This window comes from Ferdinandcohnia jepli, from assembly GCF_047246645.1.
GTDB lineage: Bacteria > Bacillota > Bacilli > Bacillales > Bacillaceae_L > Ferdinandcohnia.
In genome coordinates this window covers 62267-84797 of the sequence record NZ_JBFOKR010000017.1, presented here as the reverse complement: position 1 = coordinate 84797, position 22531 = coordinate 62267, and the positions used below count along the sequence as shown (strand labels likewise).

At 38.4% G+C, this 22531-nt stretch carries 18 protein-coding genes and 1 riboswitch; of the genes, 15 read left to right on the top strand and 3 right to left on the bottom strand.

The features are described 5' to 3' along the window. The first annotated feature begins 784 nt into the window (after positions 1-784). The 10 genes from AB3M96_RS18125 (at position 785) to AB3M96_RS18080 (ending at position 11378) form a co-directional block, all read left to right on the top strand. Positions 785-2377, top strand: a complete 1593-nt coding sequence (locus AB3M96_RS18125) for a spore germination protein (RefSeq protein WP_412969044.1) — start codon at positions 785-787, stop codon at positions 2375-2377. Further along, on the top strand, positions 2364-3467 hold the full coding sequence (locus AB3M96_RS18120) for a GerAB/ArcD/ProY family transporter (RefSeq protein WP_412969043.1): 1104 nt from the start codon (positions 2364-2366) through the stop codon (positions 3465-3467). Before AB3M96_RS18125 ends, AB3M96_RS18120 begins: the two co-directional genes overlap by 14 nt. Beyond that, positions 3464-4660, top strand: coding sequence for a Ger(x)C family spore germination protein (locus AB3M96_RS18115; RefSeq protein ID WP_412969042.1), 1197 nt, complete (start codon positions 3464-3466; stop codon positions 4658-4660). The genes AB3M96_RS18120 and AB3M96_RS18115 overlap by 4 nt, the downstream gene beginning before the upstream one ends. Positions 4661-5082: 422 nt before the next feature. Further along, positions 5083-6180 (top strand): SEC-C metal-binding domain-containing protein, encoded by a 1098-nt coding sequence (locus AB3M96_RS18110; RefSeq protein WP_412969041.1) that lies wholly within the window; start codon positions 5083-5085, stop codon positions 6178-6180. A gap of 151 nt (positions 6181-6331) precedes the next feature. Beyond that, on the top strand, positions 6332-6715 hold the full coding sequence (locus AB3M96_RS18105; protein ID WP_412969040.1) for a hypothetical protein: 384 nt from the start codon (positions 6332-6334) through the stop codon (positions 6713-6715). 152 nt (positions 6716-6867) lie between these two features. Further along, the gene (locus tag AB3M96_RS18100) at positions 6868-6996 is read left to right on the top strand and encodes a YwzD family small protein (protein WP_412969039.1); all 129 of its coding nucleotides are present in this window, start codon (positions 6868-6870) and stop codon (positions 6994-6996) included. Between the two features lie 271 nt (positions 6997-7267). Continuing rightward, complete coding sequence (locus AB3M96_RS18095; protein ID WP_412969038.1) at positions 7268-8236, top strand: Gfo/Idh/MocA family protein; 969 nt, start codon at positions 7268-7270, stop codon at positions 8234-8236. Further along, positions 8233-8646, top strand: a complete 414-nt coding sequence (fosM, locus tag AB3M96_RS18090) for a FosM family fosfomycin resistance protein (protein ID WP_412969037.1) — start codon at positions 8233-8235, stop codon at positions 8644-8646. Before AB3M96_RS18095 ends, fosM begins: the two co-directional genes overlap by 4 nt. Before the next feature lie 282 nt (positions 8647-8928). Next, positions 8929-9016, top strand: a riboswitch (cyclic di-GMP riboswitch). Between the two features lie 89 nt (positions 9017-9105). Further along, positions 9106-10785, top strand: coding sequence for a methyl-accepting chemotaxis protein (locus AB3M96_RS18085; RefSeq protein ID WP_412969036.1), 1680 nt, complete (start codon positions 9106-9108; stop codon positions 10783-10785). A 47-nt stretch (positions 10786-10832) separates the two neighbouring features. Beyond that, entirely contained in the window at positions 10833-11378 is a 546-nt protein-coding gene (locus AB3M96_RS18080) for a nucleotidyltransferase family protein (RefSeq protein WP_412969035.1), read from the top strand. An 11-nt stretch (positions 11379-11389) separates the two neighbouring features. On the opposite strand, the gene AB3M96_RS18075 is transcribed toward AB3M96_RS18080, so the two are convergent. The 3 genes from AB3M96_RS18075 to AB3M96_RS18065 all read right to left on the bottom strand — a co-directional run bounded on the left by AB3M96_RS18075 (position 11390) and on the right by AB3M96_RS18065 (position 14690). Beyond that, positions 11390-11857, bottom strand: a complete 468-nt coding sequence (locus AB3M96_RS18075; protein ID WP_412969034.1) for a hypothetical protein — start codon at positions 11855-11857, stop codon at positions 11390-11392. Between the two features lie 255 nt (positions 11858-12112). Further along, positions 12113-12982, bottom strand: a complete 870-nt coding sequence (locus AB3M96_RS18070) for an NERD domain-containing protein (RefSeq protein ID WP_412969033.1) — start codon at positions 12980-12982, stop codon at positions 12113-12115. A gap of 751 nt (positions 12983-13733) precedes the next feature. Next, complete coding sequence (locus AB3M96_RS18065; protein WP_412969032.1) at positions 13734-14690, bottom strand: LCP family glycopolymer transferase; 957 nt, start codon at positions 14688-14690, stop codon at positions 13734-13736. 213 nt (positions 14691-14903) lie between these two features. Here AB3M96_RS18065 and AB3M96_RS18060 point away from each other — a divergent pair, with 213 nt between their 5' ends. From AB3M96_RS18060 to AB3M96_RS18040, 5 genes are all read left to right on the top strand, one after another. After that, positions 14904-16091, top strand: a complete 1188-nt coding sequence (locus tag AB3M96_RS18060) for a CdaR family transcriptional regulator (protein WP_412969031.1) — start codon at positions 14904-14906, stop codon at positions 16089-16091. A gap of 218 nt (positions 16092-16309) precedes the next feature. Then, on the top strand, positions 16310-18016 hold the full coding sequence (locus tag AB3M96_RS18055) for a sugar phosphorylase (protein WP_412969030.1): 1707 nt from the start codon (positions 16310-16312) through the stop codon (positions 18014-18016). Positions 18017-18034: 18 nt separating this feature from the next. Beyond that, positions 18035-19387, top strand: a complete 1353-nt coding sequence (locus AB3M96_RS18050; RefSeq protein ID WP_412969029.1) for a glycosyltransferase — start codon at positions 18035-18037, stop codon at positions 19385-19387. Between the two features lie 402 nt (positions 19388-19789). After that, positions 19790-20962, top strand: a complete 1173-nt coding sequence (locus AB3M96_RS18045; protein ID WP_412969028.1) for a glycerate kinase family protein — start codon at positions 19790-19792, stop codon at positions 20960-20962. Positions 20963-21005: 43 nt separating this feature from the next. Further along, positions 21006-22469, top strand: coding sequence for a sugar ABC transporter substrate-binding protein (locus tag AB3M96_RS18040; RefSeq protein WP_412969027.1), 1464 nt, complete (start codon positions 21006-21008; stop codon positions 22467-22469). The last annotated feature ends 62 nt before the right edge of the window (positions 22470-22531 follow it).

The window sequence follows — 22531 nt, the reverse complement described above, 5'->3', positions numbered from 1 at the left end:
CAAGTTTTGTAGGTAATCTCGGGTACTGCATACTCAGGATTTTACTCGAAAAATGCTAAAAACCGTAAATCTCATTTAAAAACCGTAAATCCAGATTAAAAACCGTAAATCCCTGCTAAAAACCGTATTTCCGAAATAAAAACCGTAATTGCCAATTAAAAATCGTAAGCCCGTCTTGAAGACTCTTTTACTATAAAAATTGACCTAATACCTGTTTGTAATGAGACAAATTTGCAGTAAAACTAGTTATTTTTCACCTTTAATCAAATTTTAACTACCATTTTTAGGGGATCTCACTGTGGCAGTAACGGTGTCTGAGCTAACCTGCATATGTGCGAATTTCACACTCTGATAGCAAGTTTTGTAGCTAATTTCGTGTACTTCATACTCAGGATTTTACTCGAAAAATGCTAAAAACCGTAAATCTCATTTAAAAACCGTAAATTCAGATTAAAAACCGTAAATCCCTGCTAAAAACCGTATTTCCGAAATAAAAACCGTAAATGAAAATTAAAAACCATAAATCTAATTTGCCATCGATAATTCCTCTGATAAATCTCTCAAACTATCATTTTGAACTCGAATCTGCTTAATTTTTACCACTATAAATTAAAATAAGTCCTACAATTAGTTAAAACACAACAAATCCACCCCAGTTTTCCACCTCAATCACTTGTCCCCCGCCAAAAAACATCCAAAACCTACTACCAAAGCACTAATCCTTCCGAAAAATGCATACAAACTATTTCGTTAAACAAAATAACAAACTGTAGGAGGGAGAATGATGGCCAATTTTTTCAAAAAGGAACACTCCTTGCCTGAAAGTCCGGCACTGCAAGACAAAAAGAAAATTACAGACAACCTCGACCAAACAATCTCGGAGTTTCAAGATGTTTTTCAAAAAAACATGGATTACTCAACGAGAAAGTTTCATCTGTTTGGTGATACAACTGCTGTTGCAATTTACATAAGTAGTTTGGTGGATCAGGAGAAAATTGATCGTGATATCATAAAACTGCTGCAAGAAAAGGAACGCCCAACGACAACAACCGAAAATCGTCTGTTTACAGATATGCTTTTAGAAGACATTCTGTATCACTGTTCAGGGGAAGCTGAATCTGAGCTTTCTAGCTTGTTCACTGGGTTACTTCGAGGGAAAACAGTAATCCTTTTTGAAAAATCAGATCAAGCATTACTACTTGATACATATAAGCCAGAAAAACGAGGGATTGCCCAACCCGAAACGGAGCGCGTGGTACGTGGACCACGGGATGGGTTCATTGAACAGATTGTAACGAATGTGTCCCTGCTGCGGTACCGTCTTCCGATACCAGAGTTTCGAGTGGAGCAGTTTGAGGTGGGCGAGCGAACAAAAACGAGGGTTGGGGTTTGCTATATTGATGGAATTGTAAACCCGGATTTATTAAACGAAGTGAAGAAACGCATCGATAAAATTAAAATTGACCGTATTTTAGATGCGGGTTACATAGAGCAGCTGATTCAGGATAATCCGAGGTCACCGTTTCCGCAGGTGCAGAACACGGAACGTCCTGATAAAGCAGTTGGGAATTTAGTAGAAGGACGAGTTGTCCTTTTAATAGACGGTTCACCTTTTGCTTTAATTGTGCCTGCTGTTTTTAACCAGTTTTATCAGACGAGTGAGGATTACAATGAGAGGTTCATGATTACATCCTCGGTCCGTTTTATCCGGTACGTGTCACTCATTTTTTCGCTGACGTTTTCGTCGTTCTATGTGACGGTTTTATCGTATCATCCAGAACTAATTCCGGCGAAGTTCGTGGTTGCTGCTTCAAGTGGACGTTCTGGTGTACCATTTCCAGTGTTTGTTGAGGTTTTACTGATGGAGTTCGCGATGGAAATCCTTCGTGAAGCGACCGTCAGAATGCCACAGCAGGTTGGTGGTGCTTTATCCATCGTCGGAGTTCTAGTAATCGGACAAGCTGCGGTCATGGCTGGGTTTGTGAGCCCGATTACCGTTGTCATTATCGCATTGTCTACCATCGGTTCGTTTGTGACGCCATCCTATAATGCTGCCACAGCGTTTCGGCTACTGCGGTTTCCATTAATTATTCTGGCGGGAACGTTTGGGCTGCTTGGTCTCGCGTTTGGACTTATGCTAGTTATCAACCACATGCTTTCGCTTCGGTCGTTTGGTGTTCCTTATATGGCGCCTGTTGCACCGCTAAACCTAGAAGGTATCAAGGATTCATTTATTCGTGCACCTTTTCGTTGGATGAAAAATCGTCCAGCTCAAATAAAGCCGCTTGATGTAAAACGGGTAGATCCTGGTGAGAGAACGGTGCCAAAATCAAACCTTAAGGGTAAAAATGGAGGGGACACCAATGGACAAACATAGAGAGCGTATTACTCCTTGGCAGCTAACATTCATTATTATAAGCTCGATCCTAGGTGTCTCAATGCTAGCTTTTCCAAGGTTCGTTGTAAAAGGAGCGGGCCTTGGTGCACCATTGGCCAGCTTGTTCGGGATATCTGTTGCGTTCATTGGTCTACTTGCAATTGTCTTGTTAGGGAAACGATTTCCGAAACATACACTTGTGAAATACAACGAAATTATTTTAGGAAAAGCAATTGGACGTATTTTTACAGGTGTCATCATTTTATTCTTTGTACTCATAATGGGCCTTGAAACGAGGCAGTTTGCAGAGGTAATCGCTGGTGGAATCCTTCCGAGTACGCCCATCCATATCGCAATTTTTATGATGATCTTTCTTTGTGCGACAACAAGTTTTCGAAACGTATCAACGTTTGCATACATCCACTTTTTTTACATGCCGCTGATTATTTTTCCGTTGTTACTTGTGATTCTTCCTATCTATAAAGACATTGAAGTCTATCATTTAACGCCAATTGTAGGTAACAACTTGGTTTGGAAGGAGTTTATTCAGGGTGGTCTTGTTGTTACACAGGCGATGCTCAGTTTCTTTATTATCACGATGGTGATTCCATATATGAAGGAACCGAAAAAATGTGTAAAAAGTGGAATGGTGGGGTTTATCATTGCCAGCCTGTTTGTCATGTTTATTGTCATTATGGTGGTGGGAGTGTTTGGTGAGGAAGAGGTACATCAAATGATTTGGCCAACCTTAATCCTTGGCCGAATGATCTCGATACCAGGTGATATTTTAGCAAGAGTGGATGCAATCCTCATTATTTCATGGATTTACGGAGTTTTTACAACACAGCTTTCATACTATTTTTTAATCGTAAGAGGGATTGGAGAATTATTTCGATATTATAACTATCGAGTGATTGCATTACTCGGTACGCCAGTTATATTCGTGATTGCACTATTACCACGAAATATCTATGAAATGTATGACTATATATTGGTTGCGACCTTTTTCGGTTTACCGTTAACAATCATTTATCCGGTTTTTCTATTGATACTTGCAAAGCTTCGAAAAAAAGGAGAGGTTTCTGCATGAAAAATGTTAGAAGTTTAGTCTGCATACTTGCGGCGACTTTCCTTTTATCAGGCTGTTGGGACCGATATGAGCTGGAGGAGAGAGCGAACGTTTTAGGGCTTGCAGTTGATCTTGCGGAAAATGAAAGTGAAAATGAGGTGACACATCAATCAGGAGAATTTCCGGATGAAGAAAAAAATCCATCGTATAAAGTGACTGCGCAAATTGCTCTTCCTGGTAAAATAAAACTTGGCCCTGAAGGTGGTGGCGGTGAGGGTTCCGAGAAAACAGCTTGGATCCTGGAAACCTACGGCCATACATTACGTGACGCAATGGCCAATCTTCAACAGCAGCTTGCAGAAAAACTTTACTTGGGTCATTTGCAAATCATTGTTTTGTCAGATGAAGTTGCAAAGACTGGTATTGGTGATATCAATGAATATCTCAGGCGTAACTATGAAGTAAGAAGAACTGCCTGGATGATAGTCAACAAAAAGGATGCAGCGAAAGTTTTAAGAGCAGCGCCTCCGCTTGAAACGGTGCCGGCATTGTATCTGTCGGATACTCTTGATAATGCAGTGAGATTCGGAAAACTCCCACGTGAATATTTGGGGAAGTTTTGGATTGATGTCTCGGATATGGGGGTTGATCCCGTTCTTCCTGGGGTCAAGGTTATCAACAATGACCGGATTTTGGTTGACGGACTTGCGTATTTTCGTGGGGAGAAAATGGTTGGTCTGACAAACCCGATGGAGATTGGCACGTTTATGGATATGAAGGAAAAAAGCTCCGGCGGATATCCGATCAGTCTGTCCCTGGATGACCATGATGGAGTCTTTATTGTTGAAACCCAAGAGAGAAAGTCGGATATCAAAGTTGATATTAAAGATGGAAAACCAACTGCCACGATTAAGGTGGAAGTTGACGCAAATATAGATGAAGCAATCGGCGCAACCTTGAATGGTCCACTCGTAGAAAAAATCGAAAAAAAGGCAAATGAAATTACAGAAGAAAATTGCATGAAATTATTAAAACAACTACAAGAGAAAGGCTCTGATGTACTTGGATTAGGTGCCCGCATCAGAGCGAAACACAGTGCCTACTGGAAAACCGAAGTGAAAACAGAGGACAAATGGGCTGAGGTGTTTAAGGATATGGAAATTAAGGTGAGTTTTGACTATACGATAAGAAGGACGGGGATGGATTGGGAGTAGGGAGTATTTTTATGGCCAGTGACTTTTGTTGCTGGCTTGGTGTTTTTATGAATTGCCTTACCAAAATTGCTAAAAACCGTAAATCTCAATTAAAAACCGTAAATCCTGATTAAAAACCATAAATCCCCGCTAAAAACCGTAAATCCGATATAAAAACCATAAATGAAAATTAAAAATCGTAAATGCTTTTATACCAGCTTAAATCCCCTGAATTACCGCAAAGCCACATGATATTTTTCCACCATGCATTAAAAAAGTTCTCGAATCGATCAAAAACAGACTCGTTTTCCACCTTTTATCACAAATCCCCCACAAAACCTAGCCACTAGCAACTCTTACCACTTCAAACAACATCAAATGAACCAGAAAAAGTATGATATGATAGAGTCAAAGAATTGAAAGCAGGGTGAGTACATTCCATGATGACAATTGGACGCAACGAGCTTTGTACGTGTGGCAGCGGAAAGAAGTATAAGAAGTGCTGTGGTAAAAACGATATTGTATCCATAAATCAGCTGCTTGAGAATGAACTGAATGAGATTCAAACGGATGTTTTCCAATTCTCTGTGGATATGTATACTGACGTAATCGAGGAGTATCTCCAACAATATGGAGATAGCTTCGAAGATCTTCCTGACGATGCATATGATCTTTTTGATTTTTTTGCTCGAGTTTGGGTGGTTACGTCCGTAGAATTTGAGGGCAAAACAATTTTGCAACAATACATTGATACGTTCTCTAAAAAACATAGCAGACCAAGAACGAGAGAGATTTTACAAAGTTGGAAAAAGGCAAGACCGTCTGCGTATACCATTACACAAATCGAAAACTCATATATAACCGTTCAAGATATTTTTACAAAAGCCGAGCACCGAGTTAGAATCTATGAAACTGAAACAGAGATCGATGTTGGATATTTCTTATTTGGCACGCTACTGCCTGCTGGTGCGAGTTCCATCTTCTTCACAACATTTCTTGAATTACCGACTAATGTTGCGGAAGGGATGTCGGGGTCACTACTTGAACTCTATCAGGCGAGCGGTGAAGCGAGTCCAGTAGACTTCATGTCGAAGCACTACATCAACGTGTTTACTGTCTTTATGTTTGGGAAGCCGGGAACCAGTACGGCAGACTTCATCTGGGACACGCCTCTACAAAAATTGGTATCGCTCGAGTTCGAGAACCGGATGCTTCGCTATGGGTATGATGAAGTGATCGTTGGAATGGGGATTACACTTTGGTCTCTCTACTGCCAACGCAAAAATCCAACCATTAAAAAGACAGAATTATACGCAGCTTCTTTGATAAGTTTAGTGGAGGATATTTATCCATATGGCGGCTATTCGACCTACAAAGAGCTGGCGGAAGAATTCGAAGTTTCAGCTACAAGTATCTCAACAAGACGTAAGGATTTTGAAGAAGTTCTAGCTGAAGAAATTCAACATTATACGAATCTCGTTAACGAACTAGATTTTGAGCTAGATGAGTATATGGATGAACTTTTAAATGAGGATGAGTAAAAAGCTTAGGTTCTTTGGAGCCTAAGCTTTTGTTTTGGGAAAATAGACCTATCATTTATAGTTCTTATGCCTTATTTTATCGGAAAATGAAGGAAATTGTCGGATGCTCGTATAATCTTTATGTGAAAGCTACTAAAAGGAGTGAAGTAGAATGAAAGGCTTCGTAAAGTTTTTATGTAGTGGATTGCTAGTTTTACTCGTGTTAATTGGTACGGGAAATGCGGTGTTTGCGCATGAAGGTGGAGAGAACGAAGAAGACTGTGGTTGTCCATTTATTTACCTTGATGGTGCAGAACGCAATAAACTTGTAGCGAATATTTTAAAATCAACAGATTTTCACAATTTGAAAAAAGCACAGGAAGCTGAAGGATATAGCTTTGCAGGTGCGGACCTTATTCAAGTGGTTAAGCCAAATACTGGTGAAGACTTTAGACTAGGCGCTGTTCCGTTTGTTAATGAAAAAGGGGAAATTAAGTATGCTGCCTTCTATAATAATAGCTTTGCAGGTTTTCCACCTGGACCTACTCCGTTTTAAATAAATTATGATGCAATACCCCCATTCTTTGGGGGTATTTTTGTTTTCTAGTATAAAAGTCACGAATTCTACAAAATTTTTCCTTTGCTAAATTTCTAGAATAGTGTAAAATGGATTTTAATTGGAAAAAATGATAATGGCAGGTAATTAAAATGAGTTCAGAACAACTATTAAATATAATGTTAGAGATTCAGAAAAAGGTAGAAGAAACGGCTTCTATTACAACAGAGGAAGTAATGCGCGACCTTGTTGGTAAACTAAAAGAATGTACAAGTATGTGATCTAGAGGAGATTCCTCTGGATTTTTTTGTGGATTAATAGTTAATCGCAGGAATATTAATTTTTTTCGGATTATATCCCATTATTGCCGGATTAACAAAATTATTGCCGAATTATGCGCAAGTTTTCCCGGAATATTGTAATTATTGCCGAATTCCGTCCAAGTTTTGTCGGATTAACAAACTAACATTAAGTTTACCTCCACAAAACCTTCCACATTCACCCAAAATATGAGAATATAGCCTTGTTATCTACTAAAAAGGAGGCATCACAATGGCGAAAGTTCGATTTGGTATTTTAAGTACGGCAAATATAGCGAGAAAGTCACTGATTCCGGCTATGAAGCGAGCTGAAAACGCAGAGGTTGTTGCGGTTGCGAGCGAAAGCGGGAAGGCCGAGGCGTTTGCTGCAGAATTAGATATTCCGAAATTCTACAACTCATATAAAGACTTACTAAATGACCCTGATATTGACGCGGTTTACATTCCACTGCCAAACCAATTACATAAAGAGTGGGCGATTGAAGCAGCGAAGGCTGGTAAGCATGTGCTGTGTGAAAAGCCTGCTGCATTAACTTCTCAAGAGGTTGAGGATATTGCCGAAGTATTCAATCAGCATAATGTGCTTTTCATGGAAGCTTTCATGTATCAGTTCCATCCGCAGCATGATCGCGTGAAAGAGATAATCGCTTCCGGCGAAATTGGAGACCTTAAACTAATCCGTTCAACATTTTCATTTGCACATGATGGTGATCCGACGAACATTCGCTTAAACCGTGAACTTGGTGGAGGCGCAATATATGATATTGGCTGTTACACCATTCATGCGAGCCGCCTTCTAGCTGGTGAAGAGCCTACCGATGTAAAAGCATCTGCAACCATGCACCCTGAATACGGTGTTGATATGACTGCTGCCGGTACGCTCACATTTCCAAGTGGAGTTCTAGCGAGCTTTGATTGCAGCTTCGAACAACAGTATAAAGCACAATACGAAGCGGTAGGCACAAACGGCTCTATTTTTGTAAAATATGCATTTCGCCCGGATATTGAGGATGGAAATGGTACTATCGAAGTTAGTACAACTTCTGAAAAAAGAGTCGAAACTGTTCAAGGAGATCAATACAAGCTTCAGGTTGAGCATTTTGCTGAAGCAGTGTTAACCGGAAAACAACTTAAATATTCTATTGAAGAAACAATCAAAAACATGCGTGTAATTGAGAGAGCACTTAAACAAGTGAGATGAACATAAACCATCTGTTATTCTCGGTGTCTGATCTCGAAACTTCGATAAAATTTTACCAGGAAGTTTTCGGTGCAAAGTTTCTTGTAAAAGGGAGAACCACCGCATACTTTGACCTGAATGGATTATGGCTAGCGTTAAATGAAGAACAGAACATACCAAGAAATGAAATTCATCAATCATATACACATATTGCTTTTACAATAGATGAAGCAGATTATGAAAAAATGCACCAAAAACTCGTAGCGCTGAACGTCACGATTTTACCCGGCCGCACCCGAGACGAAAAAGACAAACAATCAATCTACTTCACAGACCCAGACGGTCACAAATTTGAGTTCCACACCGGAACCCTTCAAGACCGCATTCAATACTACAAACAAGAAAAACACCATATGGAATTTTTCGAATAAAGTCAGCGTTATGCTGGCTTTTTTTCTTCCTCTTTTATGTATATCTATCAAATTCCTGGTAATACTAGATTACTAGAGAAGGTAGGAAAACTAGAGTAGGAGGGAAGAAGATGAGAGCAAATATAGAGTTACCAGAAGTTTTGCCAGCGAGTGCGGATGAGTTTTTAAAAATGCTGCTAGATTTGGTTGTGAAAAAGTAGTTCACAAATTTAGATAATTCCTTTGTCGTGTATTGTTGAATCCTGTAGTTGCCTGTATACTAGGAGTATAGTCTACTAGTTACATAGGAAAAGGCAAACTTTCCGAAAGGACAGGACGCAAAACCATAGGGTCTACAGTACAAAAGTACCATGACAGCCTGGTTACCAATAAATGATTGCATTCGTTGGCCATTCTATGTTGAGAATGGTCTTATTTTTTTATAAAAGCGTTATCAAACTGTGAAAGAGGTAAAAATACATGAAAAGTATCCGAATACGATTAATCGTGAGTTTTCTAGCTATTATTATTTTTTGCGTGGGACTAGCCGTCTTTAACTACTTCGCGGTTTCCACGATGAATGACCAGACTCAGGAAATGGTGTCTGAAGAGTTGCCGGTCCTTATCCAGCTTGAGAATCTAAAATACAATATTGCGCAGAGCGCTGGATTAACAAGAGGATACGTACTTTTTGGGGAAATTTCCTATAAAAATGATTTTGATGTTTACACGGTGAATTTTGATGTCATTAACAAAGAGTTAAGTGAACTGAAGATTAAAGAAATAGACACTCTGTTGAAAAATACAGCTGAATGGCGAGAAGCGATTAAATCGGGTGTCATTACTCCTTATGAGAGTGGCGATGACAAGTTAGCTAGACACAATCTCGGTACTTTTGTTCAACCTACGGCCAGAGGGTTAATGGAGTCGATTGAAAAGTTATCGAATGACCAACAAAGACACATAGTTTCAAGCGGGAACGCAGTTGTAAATTACGGTCAACAGATCAACCTTGCAGGAATTATTGTTGGGGCTGTGGTTATTATTCTCGGAATGGCAATTGCATTTTACACTTCTGAAGTAATTGCAAGACCAGTGAAAAAAATTGCAGCTAGAATGAATCAGATTGCAAAAGGTGAGCTCCCTGTTGAGCCAATCGCCACAAAGTCTAAGGACGAAATTGGCCAGCTTGTAAATTCAGTTAATGAGATGAATGAAAACTTACGTAGTATGATTGGACAAATGGCCGTGGTGTCAGATAATTTAACCGGTCAAAGTGAAGAATTTGCGCAATATGCTGATGAAGTGATGGCGGGAAGTCAGCAAATCGCAACAACCATGCATGAAATTTCAAATGGTGCTGAAGAACAAGCATCTTCGTCAACCGCACTAATCGAGCAAATGTCACACTTCTCACAAGAAATTATGCAGGTTGCCGTTAAAGGCGACGATATTAAAGACCAATCGCAAGGTATGTTACAAATGACAAACGATGGAAGCTCTTATATGGAAATGTCCATCCAACAAATGAACAAAATTAATGAGAAAATGAAGATCTCACACGAGAAGGTAGTGGGGCTTGATCAAAAAACAAATGAAATTACTCAGCTTGTAAAAGTAATTAAAGAAATTGCGGGGCAAACAAATCTACTTGCACTGAATGCAGCAATTGAAGCAGCCCGTGCTGGTGAACATGGTCGTGGCTTTGCAGTTGTAGCAGATGAAGTTCGTAAGCTTGCCGAACAAGTTAGCAAATCCGTAACCGAAATTACTGACATCGTAGGGGAAATCCAAAATGAATCGAAACAAGTGGTAGAGTCATTGGATGACGGCTACCAATCGGTTACAGAAGGCACGGAGCAAATCCAAACAACCGGTGAAACCTTCAACGCACTGAAAAAGACGATCGACCAAATCGGCACACAAATCGAAGCAATGTCAGCGTCACTTTACAATGTGTTAGATGACTCACAACAAATCAACGCTTCGATTGAAAGCATTGCATCTGTAGCAGAAGAATCAGCTGCAGGAGTTGAGCAAGTATCTGCAACTGCACAACAATCAAGCAGCTCAATGGATGAAGTTGCGAAGAGTGCAAAAGCACTTGAAGAAAATGCTGGAGAGCTGAATACACTAATTCAGCAGTTTAAGATAAAGTAATTTTTGGAGGTCTGGGTTCCAGGCCTTTTTTGATGGGGGAACATTGAATGTTAGATACATTAGCTATGATTGGCGACGAACTCAATAGCCGGAATATTAAGTGGGGAGTCGGTGGATCGCTGCTGCTTCATTTTCATGGGTTGGTGGATGATCCGAATGATGTTGATATTTTAGTAAGTGTTGAGGATGTTGAACAGGTACGTGAGGTTTTTTCGAGTCTTGCTGTAGCGAAGGAAGTTGTGAGCAAGGAGCCTTTTCGGACAAGACATTTTTCGAAATACACAGCCAACCAAGTTGATTTCGATGTGATGGGCGGGTTTGCGATTGAGCATAGTGAAGGGGTATACGAGCTGGATTTTGGCGAGTGTTCTGTGGCTGATACTCGTGAAATAAGTGGAGTTGAGATTCCGTTGTGTTCGTTAGAGGATTGGTTTGTGCTGTATTGGCTTATTCCGGGGAAACAGGAGAAAGTGGAGTTGCTTGAGGCTTATTTTCATTTAAATGGTTTGACCAACTCATCAATTTTTGAAAAAGCATTGAAACAACCACTATCATTTGAGTTAAAAGAACGAATCATAAACCTACTAAAATAAGACAGACACGCTCACTCGGGCGCGTCTGTTTCTTCTTTTTTCGTTACTTTTACATTGCGGAATTTAAACTCAGTTGCTTCTTGTTTATTGGTTAGTACCATGGCATCAATTTGCGAAGTGCTATCCTGCAGTTCAACCTCAAGTTGGACAGTTCTCCATACATCATGGATTGAGATAACCGGTGATACTGTTTCAGCTAAAAATGTACCTCTCGGGTCTGTTTCATCTACGTTTAGATATATAGCTGTTGCACCTTGGAGTTCAACAGAGAAAATATATGTTTCTCCACCTTTAATATCTTTTGGCGTGAACACAAAACCCTCGTTTTCCTTGTTACCTTCTGTTTTTACCGAGTAGATTCCGTCTTTTAATTTTGTAACCGTGGCGCCAACACCGAAATATTGAGGTTCCTCTGCAGCTTGGACAGCAGAAGCGGCAAAAAGTAGTAAAAACAACATAAATAGTAGAACCTTTTTCATGTAAACCTCCTAAAACAACTATATCTTTTCCTAGTATGTGAAAATGGAGGTAAAAACATGTAATCAGGTTCTATAGGAAAACTCAGGGTCAGGCTCATTGCACAATAATCTTTATAATTGCAGGATAGCATGTGGTAATTGCATAATAAGTTAATTTATTTGAAGGATAACCATGTTAATTGCATACCAAATAAAATAATTGCATATTAGCTATATCTCTCATCACGAACTATTCAATCAACCTGCAAGCAACGGCTACTCATCTTCCTGTTCCAAAATACTACCTAACAAATACTCCCTTCCTTTTGTATTCCCGGTACATTCTAGTCTCAATGTTTTAAAGATATGAGTTGCAGCCATTCGGGATGGTAGCAACAGGAAATCACGAAGCTCTTTGTTTGTGATCTTGCTATCAATTAACAAACCGTAGTCAACGATAGCCTGAAGATGAGCGGTCTTAGAGACATGGCCGCAGTTTGTACAACGCCACTGCCTTGGAGTTCGATCCATTGGTAAAAAGCCACATTTTGGACAGAAAACTCCTTTTAGAAGTTCGCCTTTTTCTATGCTAAACCGTTTGAGAATATTCTTATCGTATGGTGTATGCAGTTTCTTGAAAAGTCTAGATAGTTTTTGAATTTGTTTATGTTCTAATACTACTTTTTTATGTTTCTTTTCAAGTAACTCTTTTTTTGGTAAAAGGGTTGGGCTGTTGATTATTTTGTGAATGCCTGGGTGATTTGAAGTAGCAGTTAAACGGGTGGAAGGGTTAGTAATAACAACAAGCGATTCAATGGGCGGCACAGGAATTTTGTTTGTTTCAAGAAACCTTCTAAGTTGAACCTCATGTCTGCGTAATTGTAACAAAGGACAAGCATACGTTATTTTATTATCGTCATAAGTTTGGTGCATTTGGTCAAAGTGATGGTCGAAATGAAGTTCTCCTTTATGACTTTTGGCATCTAGTTCAAGTATAAGGGTATTGGATACTAGCAAGGTATCAATTTCAAAGAAGGTATTTGTAAGTGGATCTAAAAGGCGGAGATTTTTAAAAATGTGGTATTGTTTATCGGGAAAGAACTTTAAATAGTACTCAAGCGACTTCTCACCGTTATAACCACTCATTTTCTTTCTGAAGGATTCATTTACATTCTCATATTTGGGATTGTCTGTACTGATTCTCGGTCGAAGTGCTTCCAGTTTTCTAATTTCAATTGGTTTTTTCCTAATTTGTATCAACTCCTTTATTTGTTAACACATAATTTCTATAAATAACTCGTAAAATCCTGCTGATTCCAGAAAAAAAACACGAGTTTTTTGGGGGATTGCATAATAATATCTATAATTGCATAATAATTGTACACAATTGCATACTAACCCCGATATTTGAGCAGTACCGCAGATAATTGCATAAAAAATATAATAATTGCATATTACTGCATTTACCCTAGTAGCTCAGAAGAATAAATAGAATAAATGCATACTACCACATTCACCATATCCCCCAGATCCAGCTCCACCCCAGTTAAATGATAAATTTGTCTTTTTTAGAAAAAACAATCAAGCAGCCAACATACCTAAGCTGGCTGTATCGCTTTTCTTATATTACAACCCTCCGATTGCATACTAACACCCTCTAATTGCATACTAACACCCACTAATTGCATACTAGCGATACGCAATTGCATACTAACAGCAGAGATTTGAACAGTACTGCAGATAATTGCATATTACGGCATTTACCATAGTAGCTCAGAAGAATAAAAAGAATAATTGCACATCACCACAATCACGATATCCCCCTCAGCATACAAACCAACGGATACCCCAAAATAAAAACAACCGGCTCAAAAGCCGGTTGCAACTAACTCATCTATTATTCAATCTCCAAATGCTGCTTCACTCTCGAAGACACAGCCTGACGCTCTTCCTCAGGCACAATAAAGTACCATACGCCTCCAATGGTTTGCCCAGTTCCTTGCATAGTAAATGTTTCAACATTTTTTCGAGCATCTTTATATTTAGCTTGCACAATTTTCATTTCATCAAAGCTCATATTAGTTGTCATATTGCCGCCCATTGTTTCAAAAATATCATCCATCTTCGTTAGGATTGCCGGGCTAACGGCTTCGTCAATAATACCACTAATCACCTGTCTCTGACGATCCTGTCGACCAAAGTCACCCTTTGGATCCTCATATCTCATGCGCGCATAACTAAGTGCCTCTTGCCCATTCAGATTTAATGTACCAACTGGGAAATCGAAACCATCGTATGAAAACGCCAAGGTATTTTCAACTTGAATGCCACCAAGTGAATCAACGATTTGTTGCAATCCCTCCATGTTCATCTCAACAAAAAAGTCTACCGGAACATCTAAGAATTTTTCAACAGTGTTTATCGTCATGTCCGCACCGCCAAATGCGAAGGAATGGTTAATTTTATCCTGTCCTTTGTTAACAAGTTTACCGTTTTCATCACGAGAGACAAGTTCAACACGTGTATCACGAGGGATGCTCGTCATTTGCATTGAGTTACTATTAGGATTGACCGTAAGTAATATTAATGTGTCAGCGCGACCTTTGTCACCCTCACGCTGGTCAACTCCCATCACTAAAACCGAGATGGGTTCCCCATTCTTTAGGTTAATTGATTTTGTACGCAATCCAGAAGGTCCACGTTCATCATGCATTTTTCCAACTGTAGTAGCTAATGATTGATATAGGTAGAAGGCATATCCACCAATTGCCAATAATAAAACTAAAAATGTAATTCCCACATATTTAGGCCACTTTTTCTTTTTCTTATTTGCATTTCTCTCTGCTCTTCCCATATAAAATCAACTTCCTTTGTTATTACCTCGTAATAAAAGTATATATAAATTAGACGAAAGAAGAATAGAAAAGTTACACTCGTTTTCAAACTTGTCTTATTTTAAATGATATACTTAAACAAATTGATTATTCTATGTTATTTTATACCTAAATTTATCATATATTCGAGTTTCGATAAGTATCGGAAAGACAGCGTGTGAGGTGACGAAGAGATGCATATAACGTCTGAGTTTGCGCAATCAATCGTGGAAGAAATGGAAAAAATTATTCAGCGAAATATAAATTTTATGAATGAGTCTGGGGTAATTATTGCAAGTATTGATCAATCACGTATTGGTAGTATACATGAAGGAGCCCTTGAGGCGGTACAAACCAAGAAAAGAGTTGTAATTGAAAACACTGATATAGAGAGAGGCGTTAAACCGGGAATCAACCTTCCTGTCTTTTTAAATCAACAGGTGGTTGGGGTAATTGGAATTACGGGTCCGGTCGAAGAGATTGATCCATTTGGAAAAGTTATTAAGAAAATGACTGAGATTTTATTAAAGGAAGCTTATTTGGATGAGCAATCTGATTTAGAGGAAAGAGCAAAAGAGTTTTATATAGAAGAATGGATAACGGAAAACTGGGACAACGATAAGTTATTTGCAGCAAGGGGTTGGATTTTAGGAATTAATGTTCACCTGCCTAGGGTTGCAATATTAATCAATTTAAATGACTTTAACGATTTTATTTACAATAAATTAAAAAGTACACAGGCTAATGTAGAAGGTGAGCTTGAAATCCAAAAATATCGAAGAACCATTCAAAAAACGATTGAAGGGCAATTCAAATACGAAAAACAAGACATCATAATACCCTCTGGAAGTTCACGGTATGTGCTGTTACTCACCATAGACCCGAACATTGACAGTAAGGCTCAAAAGGAATCGATTACTTCTAGATTAGAACAAATACGAACAACAATAAAAGCGAAATATCAAATTGATACTTCAATTGGAATAGGAAGATTTCACTCTGAAATGTCAGGGGTTCCAAAATCATATAAAGAAGCGAAACGTGCAGCAGCTATTGCAAGCAAGAACAACCGAATTGAATTTTATGACCAGCTTGGGCTTGAATCCTTCATAGAGGAAATTTCAACAGAGTCACGACAAGACTTTATCCAGAGAATTTTGCGGATTAAGGAGTTTCCGGAGATGAAAGAATTGGTTGAAACGGTTGAGGTATTCTTTCAATCCAATCAATCTATAAATGAAACGGCGGATAAATTATTTGTCCACAAGAATACCGTGCAATATCGTTTAAAGAAGATAAAGGATCTCACCGGCTATGACCCAAGAAAGTTCCAAGACGGTGTGCTTCTGACAGTGGCGTTATCATTTTATAACATTGAGTAATCGCAAAGAAAAGACAATAACTTGTTACAAAACACAAAAAACCTTGCATATGACAAGGTTTTTTTGTTTTGGGTAACATAGTAACCGCTTTATTAATTGTGTAAAATGAAGGAAATACAAGATGGAAAGGCATAAGAAACTTTCCTAGTAGAATGTTTTTTGCACCTAGCATTCGTCAAAATATGGGGAAACCTATCCCAACAAAAAGGATGATTGAAATGAATAAGCACAGCCAGTTACTAGAAAAGCTTGCATTTGTCTATGGAGAACAAAAGGCAAATTTGATACTTGACCAGATTGGAAATTTAAAAGATAAATACGCAAATGAGGATGCACCTAAGAAAACATGGGTTGATGAAACTGATGTTATGCTCATCACATATGGAGACTCAATAAAAGAGGAAGGGAAGGCTCCTCTACAATCATTGGATGATTTTCTGGTTACTCATGCGAAAGAAGAAATCAGTGCCGTTCATATTTTACCTTTCTATCCATATTCGTCTGATGACGGTTTCTCAGTTATTGATTACAAAGAAGTAAACCCTGAATTAGGGAATTGGGAAGATGTGAAAAACCTTTCAAATCATTTTGATTTAATGTTTGATGGGGTTATTAATCATATTTCACAACATAGCGAATGGTTTCAACAATATCTAAAAGGGAACCCGGATTACGAGAATTATTTTATTGAAGCCGATCCAAATGCGGATTACAGCAAAGTGACAAGACCACGGGCATTACCACTGCTTACTAAATTTGAAACAAGCAAGGGTACGAAGTATATTTGGACAACCTTTAGTGAGGACCAAATTGACCTTAACTTTGAAAATGAAAAAGTGTTCCTGGAAATTTTAGAACTACTTATGATGTATGCAAAAACAGGGGCTCGTTTTATACGTTTAGATGCGATTGGATTTATGTGGAAGAAACTTGGAACTTCATGTATTCATCTGGAAGAAACTCATACTATCATTCAAATTTATCGTGAAGTGCTTGATGAAGTAGTACCAGGTACCATTTTAATTACTGAAACGAACGTTCCGCATAAGGACAATATCAGCTATTTTGGAAATGGTTATAATGAAGCGCAAATGGTGTATCAGTTCCCATTGCCACCATTAACACTATTTACATTTCATAATGCGAACTCGACAGAATTATCAAAATGGGCTGACTCGCTAGAACCAACATCAGAACAAACAACATTTTTTAACTTTTTAGCTTCTCATGATGGAATTGGGGTTCGTCCTGTTGAAGGTATATTAACAACTGAAGAAGTTCAAGCAATGGCTGATAAGGTTATTGAAAACGGAGGCTTTGTTTCATACAAGGATAACGGAGACGGAACAAAGAGCCCATATGAACTAAATATTAATTATCTAGAAGCTATTTCAAATTCAAATGATACACAGAACACCAAAGTTGCTCGTTTTATTGCTGCGCAATCCATTCTGCTATCAGTGATAGGTGTACCAGGGATTTATGTTCATAGCTTGTTAGGTTCAGGGAATGATTTGAAGGGTGTAGAAGAAACTGGACGCTATCGCTCTATTAACCGTGAAAAATTAAACAAGAATGTTCTTGAAGATGAGTTGAAAAATCCTAACTCACTCCGCTCACTCATTTTTAACAATTACAAAGAGATGATATCCATTCGTAAGTCACAAAAAGCATTTCATCCAAATGCACCTCAAGAGGTCTTATTCTTAGATGAGAGAATATTTGCGGTTAAAAGAACGGCTCTTGATCAACAAGAGGAAATTTACGTTTTAATCAATGTTTCAAATGATACAGTAACACAAAAGCTGGAGGTTCAAAATGCTACCAGTGTAACAGACCTTGTTTCAAATCAGACTTTGGAAGTTAGTAACGGTAATACTTCCATTGAACTTGCACCATATCAAGTAATGTGGATAAAAGCTTAGACACTGGGGGATGGAATGATGAAAATAGCGTTAGCGCACTTTCGGGTTGGTGAAACGGATGGCGTTTCTTTAGAGATGGAGAAATGGAAGCTTGCTTTCGAAAAAATGGGGCATGAAGTAGTGTTCTTAGCAGGTAGTGAAGGACAGACTGAAGCGTATGTAATTGATGAGCTGCATTACATGCATCCTTTAAATAATAAGTTTGTTTATAATGCGTATGAAAGACTAATGGATTACGATGACGAACAGGCTTTTGAAGCAGATATGCTTCAGTTTGCTGCAAGTATTGAACAAAAATTGGTGACATTTATAACAAACGAAAAAATAGATGTATTAATTCCAAATAATATTCTTTCATTAGGTTGGGGGTTACCTGCATCAATTGCTTTTTATAATGCGGCAAAGAAAACCAATGTAAAGTATTTGTGCCACCATCATGATTTTTTCTGGGAGAGAGATAAATATAGCAATCCAACCTGTGCATTTATTGAAGAATGGTTAAAAACATATTTTCCACCTTTACTCGGTAATGTAAATCATGTGGTTATTAATAAAATTGCCCAGAATGAATTAGAGAGTCGTCGTGGGATATCATCAACTGTAGTTCCAAATGTATTTGATTTTGATGGAAACCAATGGCAGGCTGATGAGTATAACAAAGATATGAGAGAAGCAATCGGTCTTCAAGAAGATGATATTGTCATTTTACAAGCAACTCGCATCACCGAAAGAAAAGCAATTGAGCTTGGTGTGGATGTTGTATCAGATATTCAAAAGCAAATAAAAGCTATGAGTGGAAAAACACTTTATAATGGAAAAATCATTACCCCAGATACGAAAATTGTATATGTATTACCAGGTCTACCGGAATCATCACCTAGATATCTAGAGTTATTGAATAAGAAGGCGAAGGAACTGGGTGTTGATATTCGATACGTGAATGACAGAGTGGATCATTCAAGATACCTAAACAATCAGCAAAAAGTCTACTCGTTATGGGATGCGTATGTGATCGCAGACCTAATCACGTATCCAAGTATACTTGAAGGCTGGGGAAATCAGCTTTTAGAAGGTGTGTTTGCAAAGAAGCCGGTAGTGATCTATGAATATCCTGTTTATCAAACAGATATAGCAGATATAGGATTTACGTTTACTAGTCTAGGAGGCAATTATACTCTCTCACCAGAGGGACTTGTAGAAGTACCGGTACACTTAGTTGACCAGGCTGGTAAAGAAGCTGCAAATGTATTAACAGATGCATCGTTATATAAGCAAATAACGGAGCATAACTTTGCGTTAGGGAAAAAACATTATTCATATGAAGCACTTGAAGAATATTTAGCAAATGTACTAAAACCTCTTTACGCATAAAGCGTAGGGGGTTTTTTCTTTGGATAGTAAATCTTGAAAAAGTGGCTGATAAACCTCGTTATAGATCTTCTATACTCATGGCGCAATATGAAGGATCTGGGGATCTATTTTATATAAAAATAACTATTTTTCGTATACTAGCAAAACATTATTTTTGTTCTCTGTAACAAAAAATCCCTGAATAACTTTGTTATGAGTAACATAGAAAACGCTTTAGTAGTTTTATATGATAATAACAAGCCAGTCAAAAAAGAAATTAGTATACTTATCTTTTTGTGTACACATAACAAACAAGTAAGAAAAGTAGCATGATAAATAAAACACTTTATCATCCATAAAAAAACGTTTTCTAGTATCGAGCTAGAAAGCCGCCCTCTACTATCGACAGAAGGAGAGAACAAAATGAAAATTGTGATTGCACCTGATTCCTTTAAAGGGTCGGTATCAAGTACGAGTGCAGCGGCCAGAATCAAAGACGGCATTATCCAAGAGAATAAAAACATAGAAACAATCAAGATACCAGTAGCTGATGGTGGAGAGGGAACAGTTGATGCTTTTTTAACATTTATGGATGGTGTTAAGGTAATCGAAAGTGTTGAAGATCCAATTGGCAGAATCATTGAAGCAGGGTATGGCTGGATTGAAGAATCCAAAACAGCCATTATTGAAACCGCTTCAGCGTCTGGGCTTCCGTTACTTTCTGAAACTGAGAAGAATCCTTCTAAAGCCTCAACATACGGGACTGGCGAACTAGTAAAAAGCGCACTGGACCGAGGTGCTAAGAAACTAATAATCGGACTGGGCGGTAGTGCAACTGTAGATGCCGGAACTGGTTTTTTACAAGCACTTGGAGTGGAATTTCTAGACGAAAATCAGATGCCGCTTAAGGGCTCAGGTGAATGTCTTGGCAATGTTCAATCAATTGATATTACCCGATTAGACCAAAGGCTTAGTGAGGTAGAAATTACGATTGCATCTGATGTTACAAATCCGTTATTAGGGAAAAACGGTGCTGTCTATGTTTTTGGTCCACAAAAGGGCATTCAAAGAAAAGATTTGGAAGAGTTTGAGAGTAAAATGAAGCATTATGCTTCAGTAGTTAATAAGACTGTATTAAAAAATGAAATCGATTCTCCTGGTAGCGGCGCTGCAGGCGGGTTTGGATTTTCATTACTATCCTTCTTACAGGTAAAGATGAGAAGCGGGTTCGAACTAATAGCAGAAGCAAGTAATCTCGAAATCCATATTAAGTCGGCTGATCTTGTCATCACAGGTGAAGGGAAATTTGATACACAATCGCTAAACGGTAAGGTACCAATTGGTATCGCCAGAATCGCCAAAAAATACAATGTTCCAGTTGTTGTTTTTACAGGGCAATTCGAAGGTGACTTAGCGGCACTTACAGAAGAAGGGATTTATCTTGTAGTACCAATTGTTGACCAAGTCATGACACTCCCGGTTGCAATGGAAACAGGGGAAGAGTTACTAGAAAAAGCGGCAAGAAGATTAATAAGAACTATTGATTTGGGCAGACATACTACTAAAGAATCAATCTTAAAAAAGGTTTTGAAGTAACTACTACTTAAAACATATAAAAATATTTAGGGGGAAATCCTTCATGAAAAAGTTCTTTTCAATCGTAATGATTGCAATGCTATCTGTAGGCATTTTAGCAGGCTGCGCAAGCGGAGGTTCTGATTCAAACGCTTCAAAAGGATCAGGAAAAGAGTTCAAGACGGATGAAATTACATTATACATTCGTATGATGGAAGCACAAGATAAGTGGTTTAGAGAAAACATTATTAAGTCATTTGAAAAAGAATACGGAGTAAAAGTTAACGTTCGTACGTATGAGTCAGGTGTTGACCTTGAAAACGTACTAAAGCTTGATAAAGACAAGAACACAGTGGGTCTTGTAAAGACATTACACTCTGACTTAGTACCATATGTAGAAAAAGGACTAATCATGGACCTTGAAACTGCAGCAGGTGAAAAAGTACATGAAGATTTAAAAGAGTATACTGATATCTCTGTAGAAATGGGAACGATTAATGGGAAGCCATATTACATCCCAAGAAAAATCGAAACAAACACATTATTATATGTAAAATCTAAAGTTCAAGATGCAGTAGATAACTGGACAAAGTTTGAAAAAGACATCCAGGACATGTTTAAGGCTGAAAACGGTGCAGGTCTACCAACTGACTATGCATTAGAAGCAGATCCAAACGAGTGGGATTGGTATGACCTTGCTGTTGTAGGTTACTACTGGTCAAACACAGAGTATGACGGTTCAAAAGAACCAAGAATTGCTCACCGTGCACAAAAGTATGAAGGAACAACAACTGAGTTAGTAACAAAAGTATACCAAGCTGGTGGAACTCCTGAAGACATTCTTGATATGAATTCTCAACCTGTTCAAGATATGTTCAAGTGGGAAGTATTCTTCAAAGAAAATGGTATTTATAACCCAGGTATGTGGGAAGAAGGCTGGTCAGGCGGCGGTATCTGGCAAGCAATGGCAAACGGTAAAGTATATCTAGCATTCATGCACCAAATCGATGCATTCTTTATCCACGGTGGTTCTGACCCAAGCATGACTGGTTACTTAGCTGATCCAGATGATATGGGATTAGCAATTATGCCAAAAGGTGTATCAATGGACCTTGAAAATGGACAACCTGTTCGCGAAGGTACACACGGTTCACAATTAGCTGGATTCTGGTGGGGTATCCCAACTTCAACTCCAGATGCAGAATTATCTTATGAATTAGCTCGTTGGATTACAAATGCTGAAAACCATAAAGCAGAAGCTCAACAATTTGGTATGATGCCTGTTCGTAAGGATATCGTAGAAGACCTTGGTGGAACTTTCGCTGATGAATGGATGCAAGAGGTATTTGATGTAGCAAATCGTCAAGTAGAAGAAGGCGTTCAAAAAATGCCACAAGTACCAACATGGCCAGAATATGTACAAACATATTTAGATGCATGGTACGACATTGTAGTTGATGGAAAATACACAGTGGAACAAGGACTTTCTGAAGTATACGGTCCTAAATCACAAGAATTAAACAAGTAATAGATTGATTAATTCGAAAGAGGGGTTGTCCCCCTCTTTCAGTTAATCTTTTGGAATGGGGG

Bases quoted from the DNA above. Each gene is read 5' to 3' on its own strand.
- AB3M96_RS18100 (WP_412969039.1), top strand. From the start codon at position 6,868: ATGAGTTCAGAACAACTATTAAATATAATGTTAGAGATTCAGAAAAAG.
- AB3M96_RS18065 (WP_412969032.1), bottom strand. From the start codon at position 14,690: ATGGGAAGAGCAGAGAGAAATGCAAATAAGAAAAAGAAAAAGTGGCCT.
- AB3M96_RS18075 (WP_412969034.1), bottom strand. From the start codon at position 11,857: ATGAAAAAGGTTCTACTATTTATGTTGTTTTTACTACTTTTTGCCGCT.
- AB3M96_RS18055 (WP_412969030.1), top strand. From the start codon at position 16,310: ATGAATAAGCACAGCCAGTTACTAGAAAAGCTTGCATTTGTCTATGGA.
- AB3M96_RS18070 (WP_412969033.1), bottom strand. From the start codon at position 12,982: ATGAGTGGTTATAACGGTGAGAAGTCGCTTGAGTACTATTTAAAGTTC.
- AB3M96_RS18040 (WP_412969027.1), top strand. From the start codon at position 21,006: ATGAAAAAGTTCTTTTCAATCGTAATGATTGCAATGCTATCTGTAGGC.
- AB3M96_RS18080 (WP_412969035.1), top strand. From the start codon at position 10,833: ATGTTAGATACATTAGCTATGATTGGCGACGAACTCAATAGCCGGAAT.
- AB3M96_RS18105 (WP_412969040.1), top strand. From the start codon at position 6,332: ATGAAAGGCTTCGTAAAGTTTTTATGTAGTGGATTGCTAGTTTTACTC.
- AB3M96_RS18120 (WP_412969043.1), top strand. From the start codon at position 2,364: ATGGACAAACATAGAGAGCGTATTACTCCTTGGCAGCTAACATTCATT.
- AB3M96_RS18060 (WP_412969031.1), top strand. From the start codon at position 14,904: ATGCATATAACGTCTGAGTTTGCGCAATCAATCGTGGAAGAAATGGAA.
- AB3M96_RS18115 (WP_412969042.1), top strand. From the start codon at position 3,464: ATGAAAAATGTTAGAAGTTTAGTCTGCATACTTGCGGCGACTTTCCTT.
- fosM (WP_412969037.1), top strand. From the start codon at position 8,233: ATGAACATAAACCATCTGTTATTCTCGGTGTCTGATCTCGAAACTTCG.
- AB3M96_RS18125 (WP_412969044.1), top strand. From the start codon at position 785: ATGGCCAATTTTTTCAAAAAGGAACACTCCTTGCCTGAAAGTCCGGCA.
- AB3M96_RS18050 (WP_412969029.1), top strand. From the start codon at position 18,035: ATGAAAATAGCGTTAGCGCACTTTCGGGTTGGTGAAACGGATGGCGTT.
- AB3M96_RS18045 (WP_412969028.1), top strand. From the start codon at position 19,790: ATGAAAATTGTGATTGCACCTGATTCCTTTAAAGGGTCGGTATCAAGT.
- AB3M96_RS18095 (WP_412969038.1), top strand. From the start codon at position 7,268: ATGGCGAAAGTTCGATTTGGTATTTTAAGTACGGCAAATATAGCGAGA.
- AB3M96_RS18110 (WP_412969041.1), top strand. From the start codon at position 5,083: ATGACAATTGGACGCAACGAGCTTTGTACGTGTGGCAGCGGAAAGAAG.
- AB3M96_RS18085 (WP_412969036.1), top strand. From the start codon at position 9,106: ATGAAAAGTATCCGAATACGATTAATCGTGAGTTTTCTAGCTATTATT.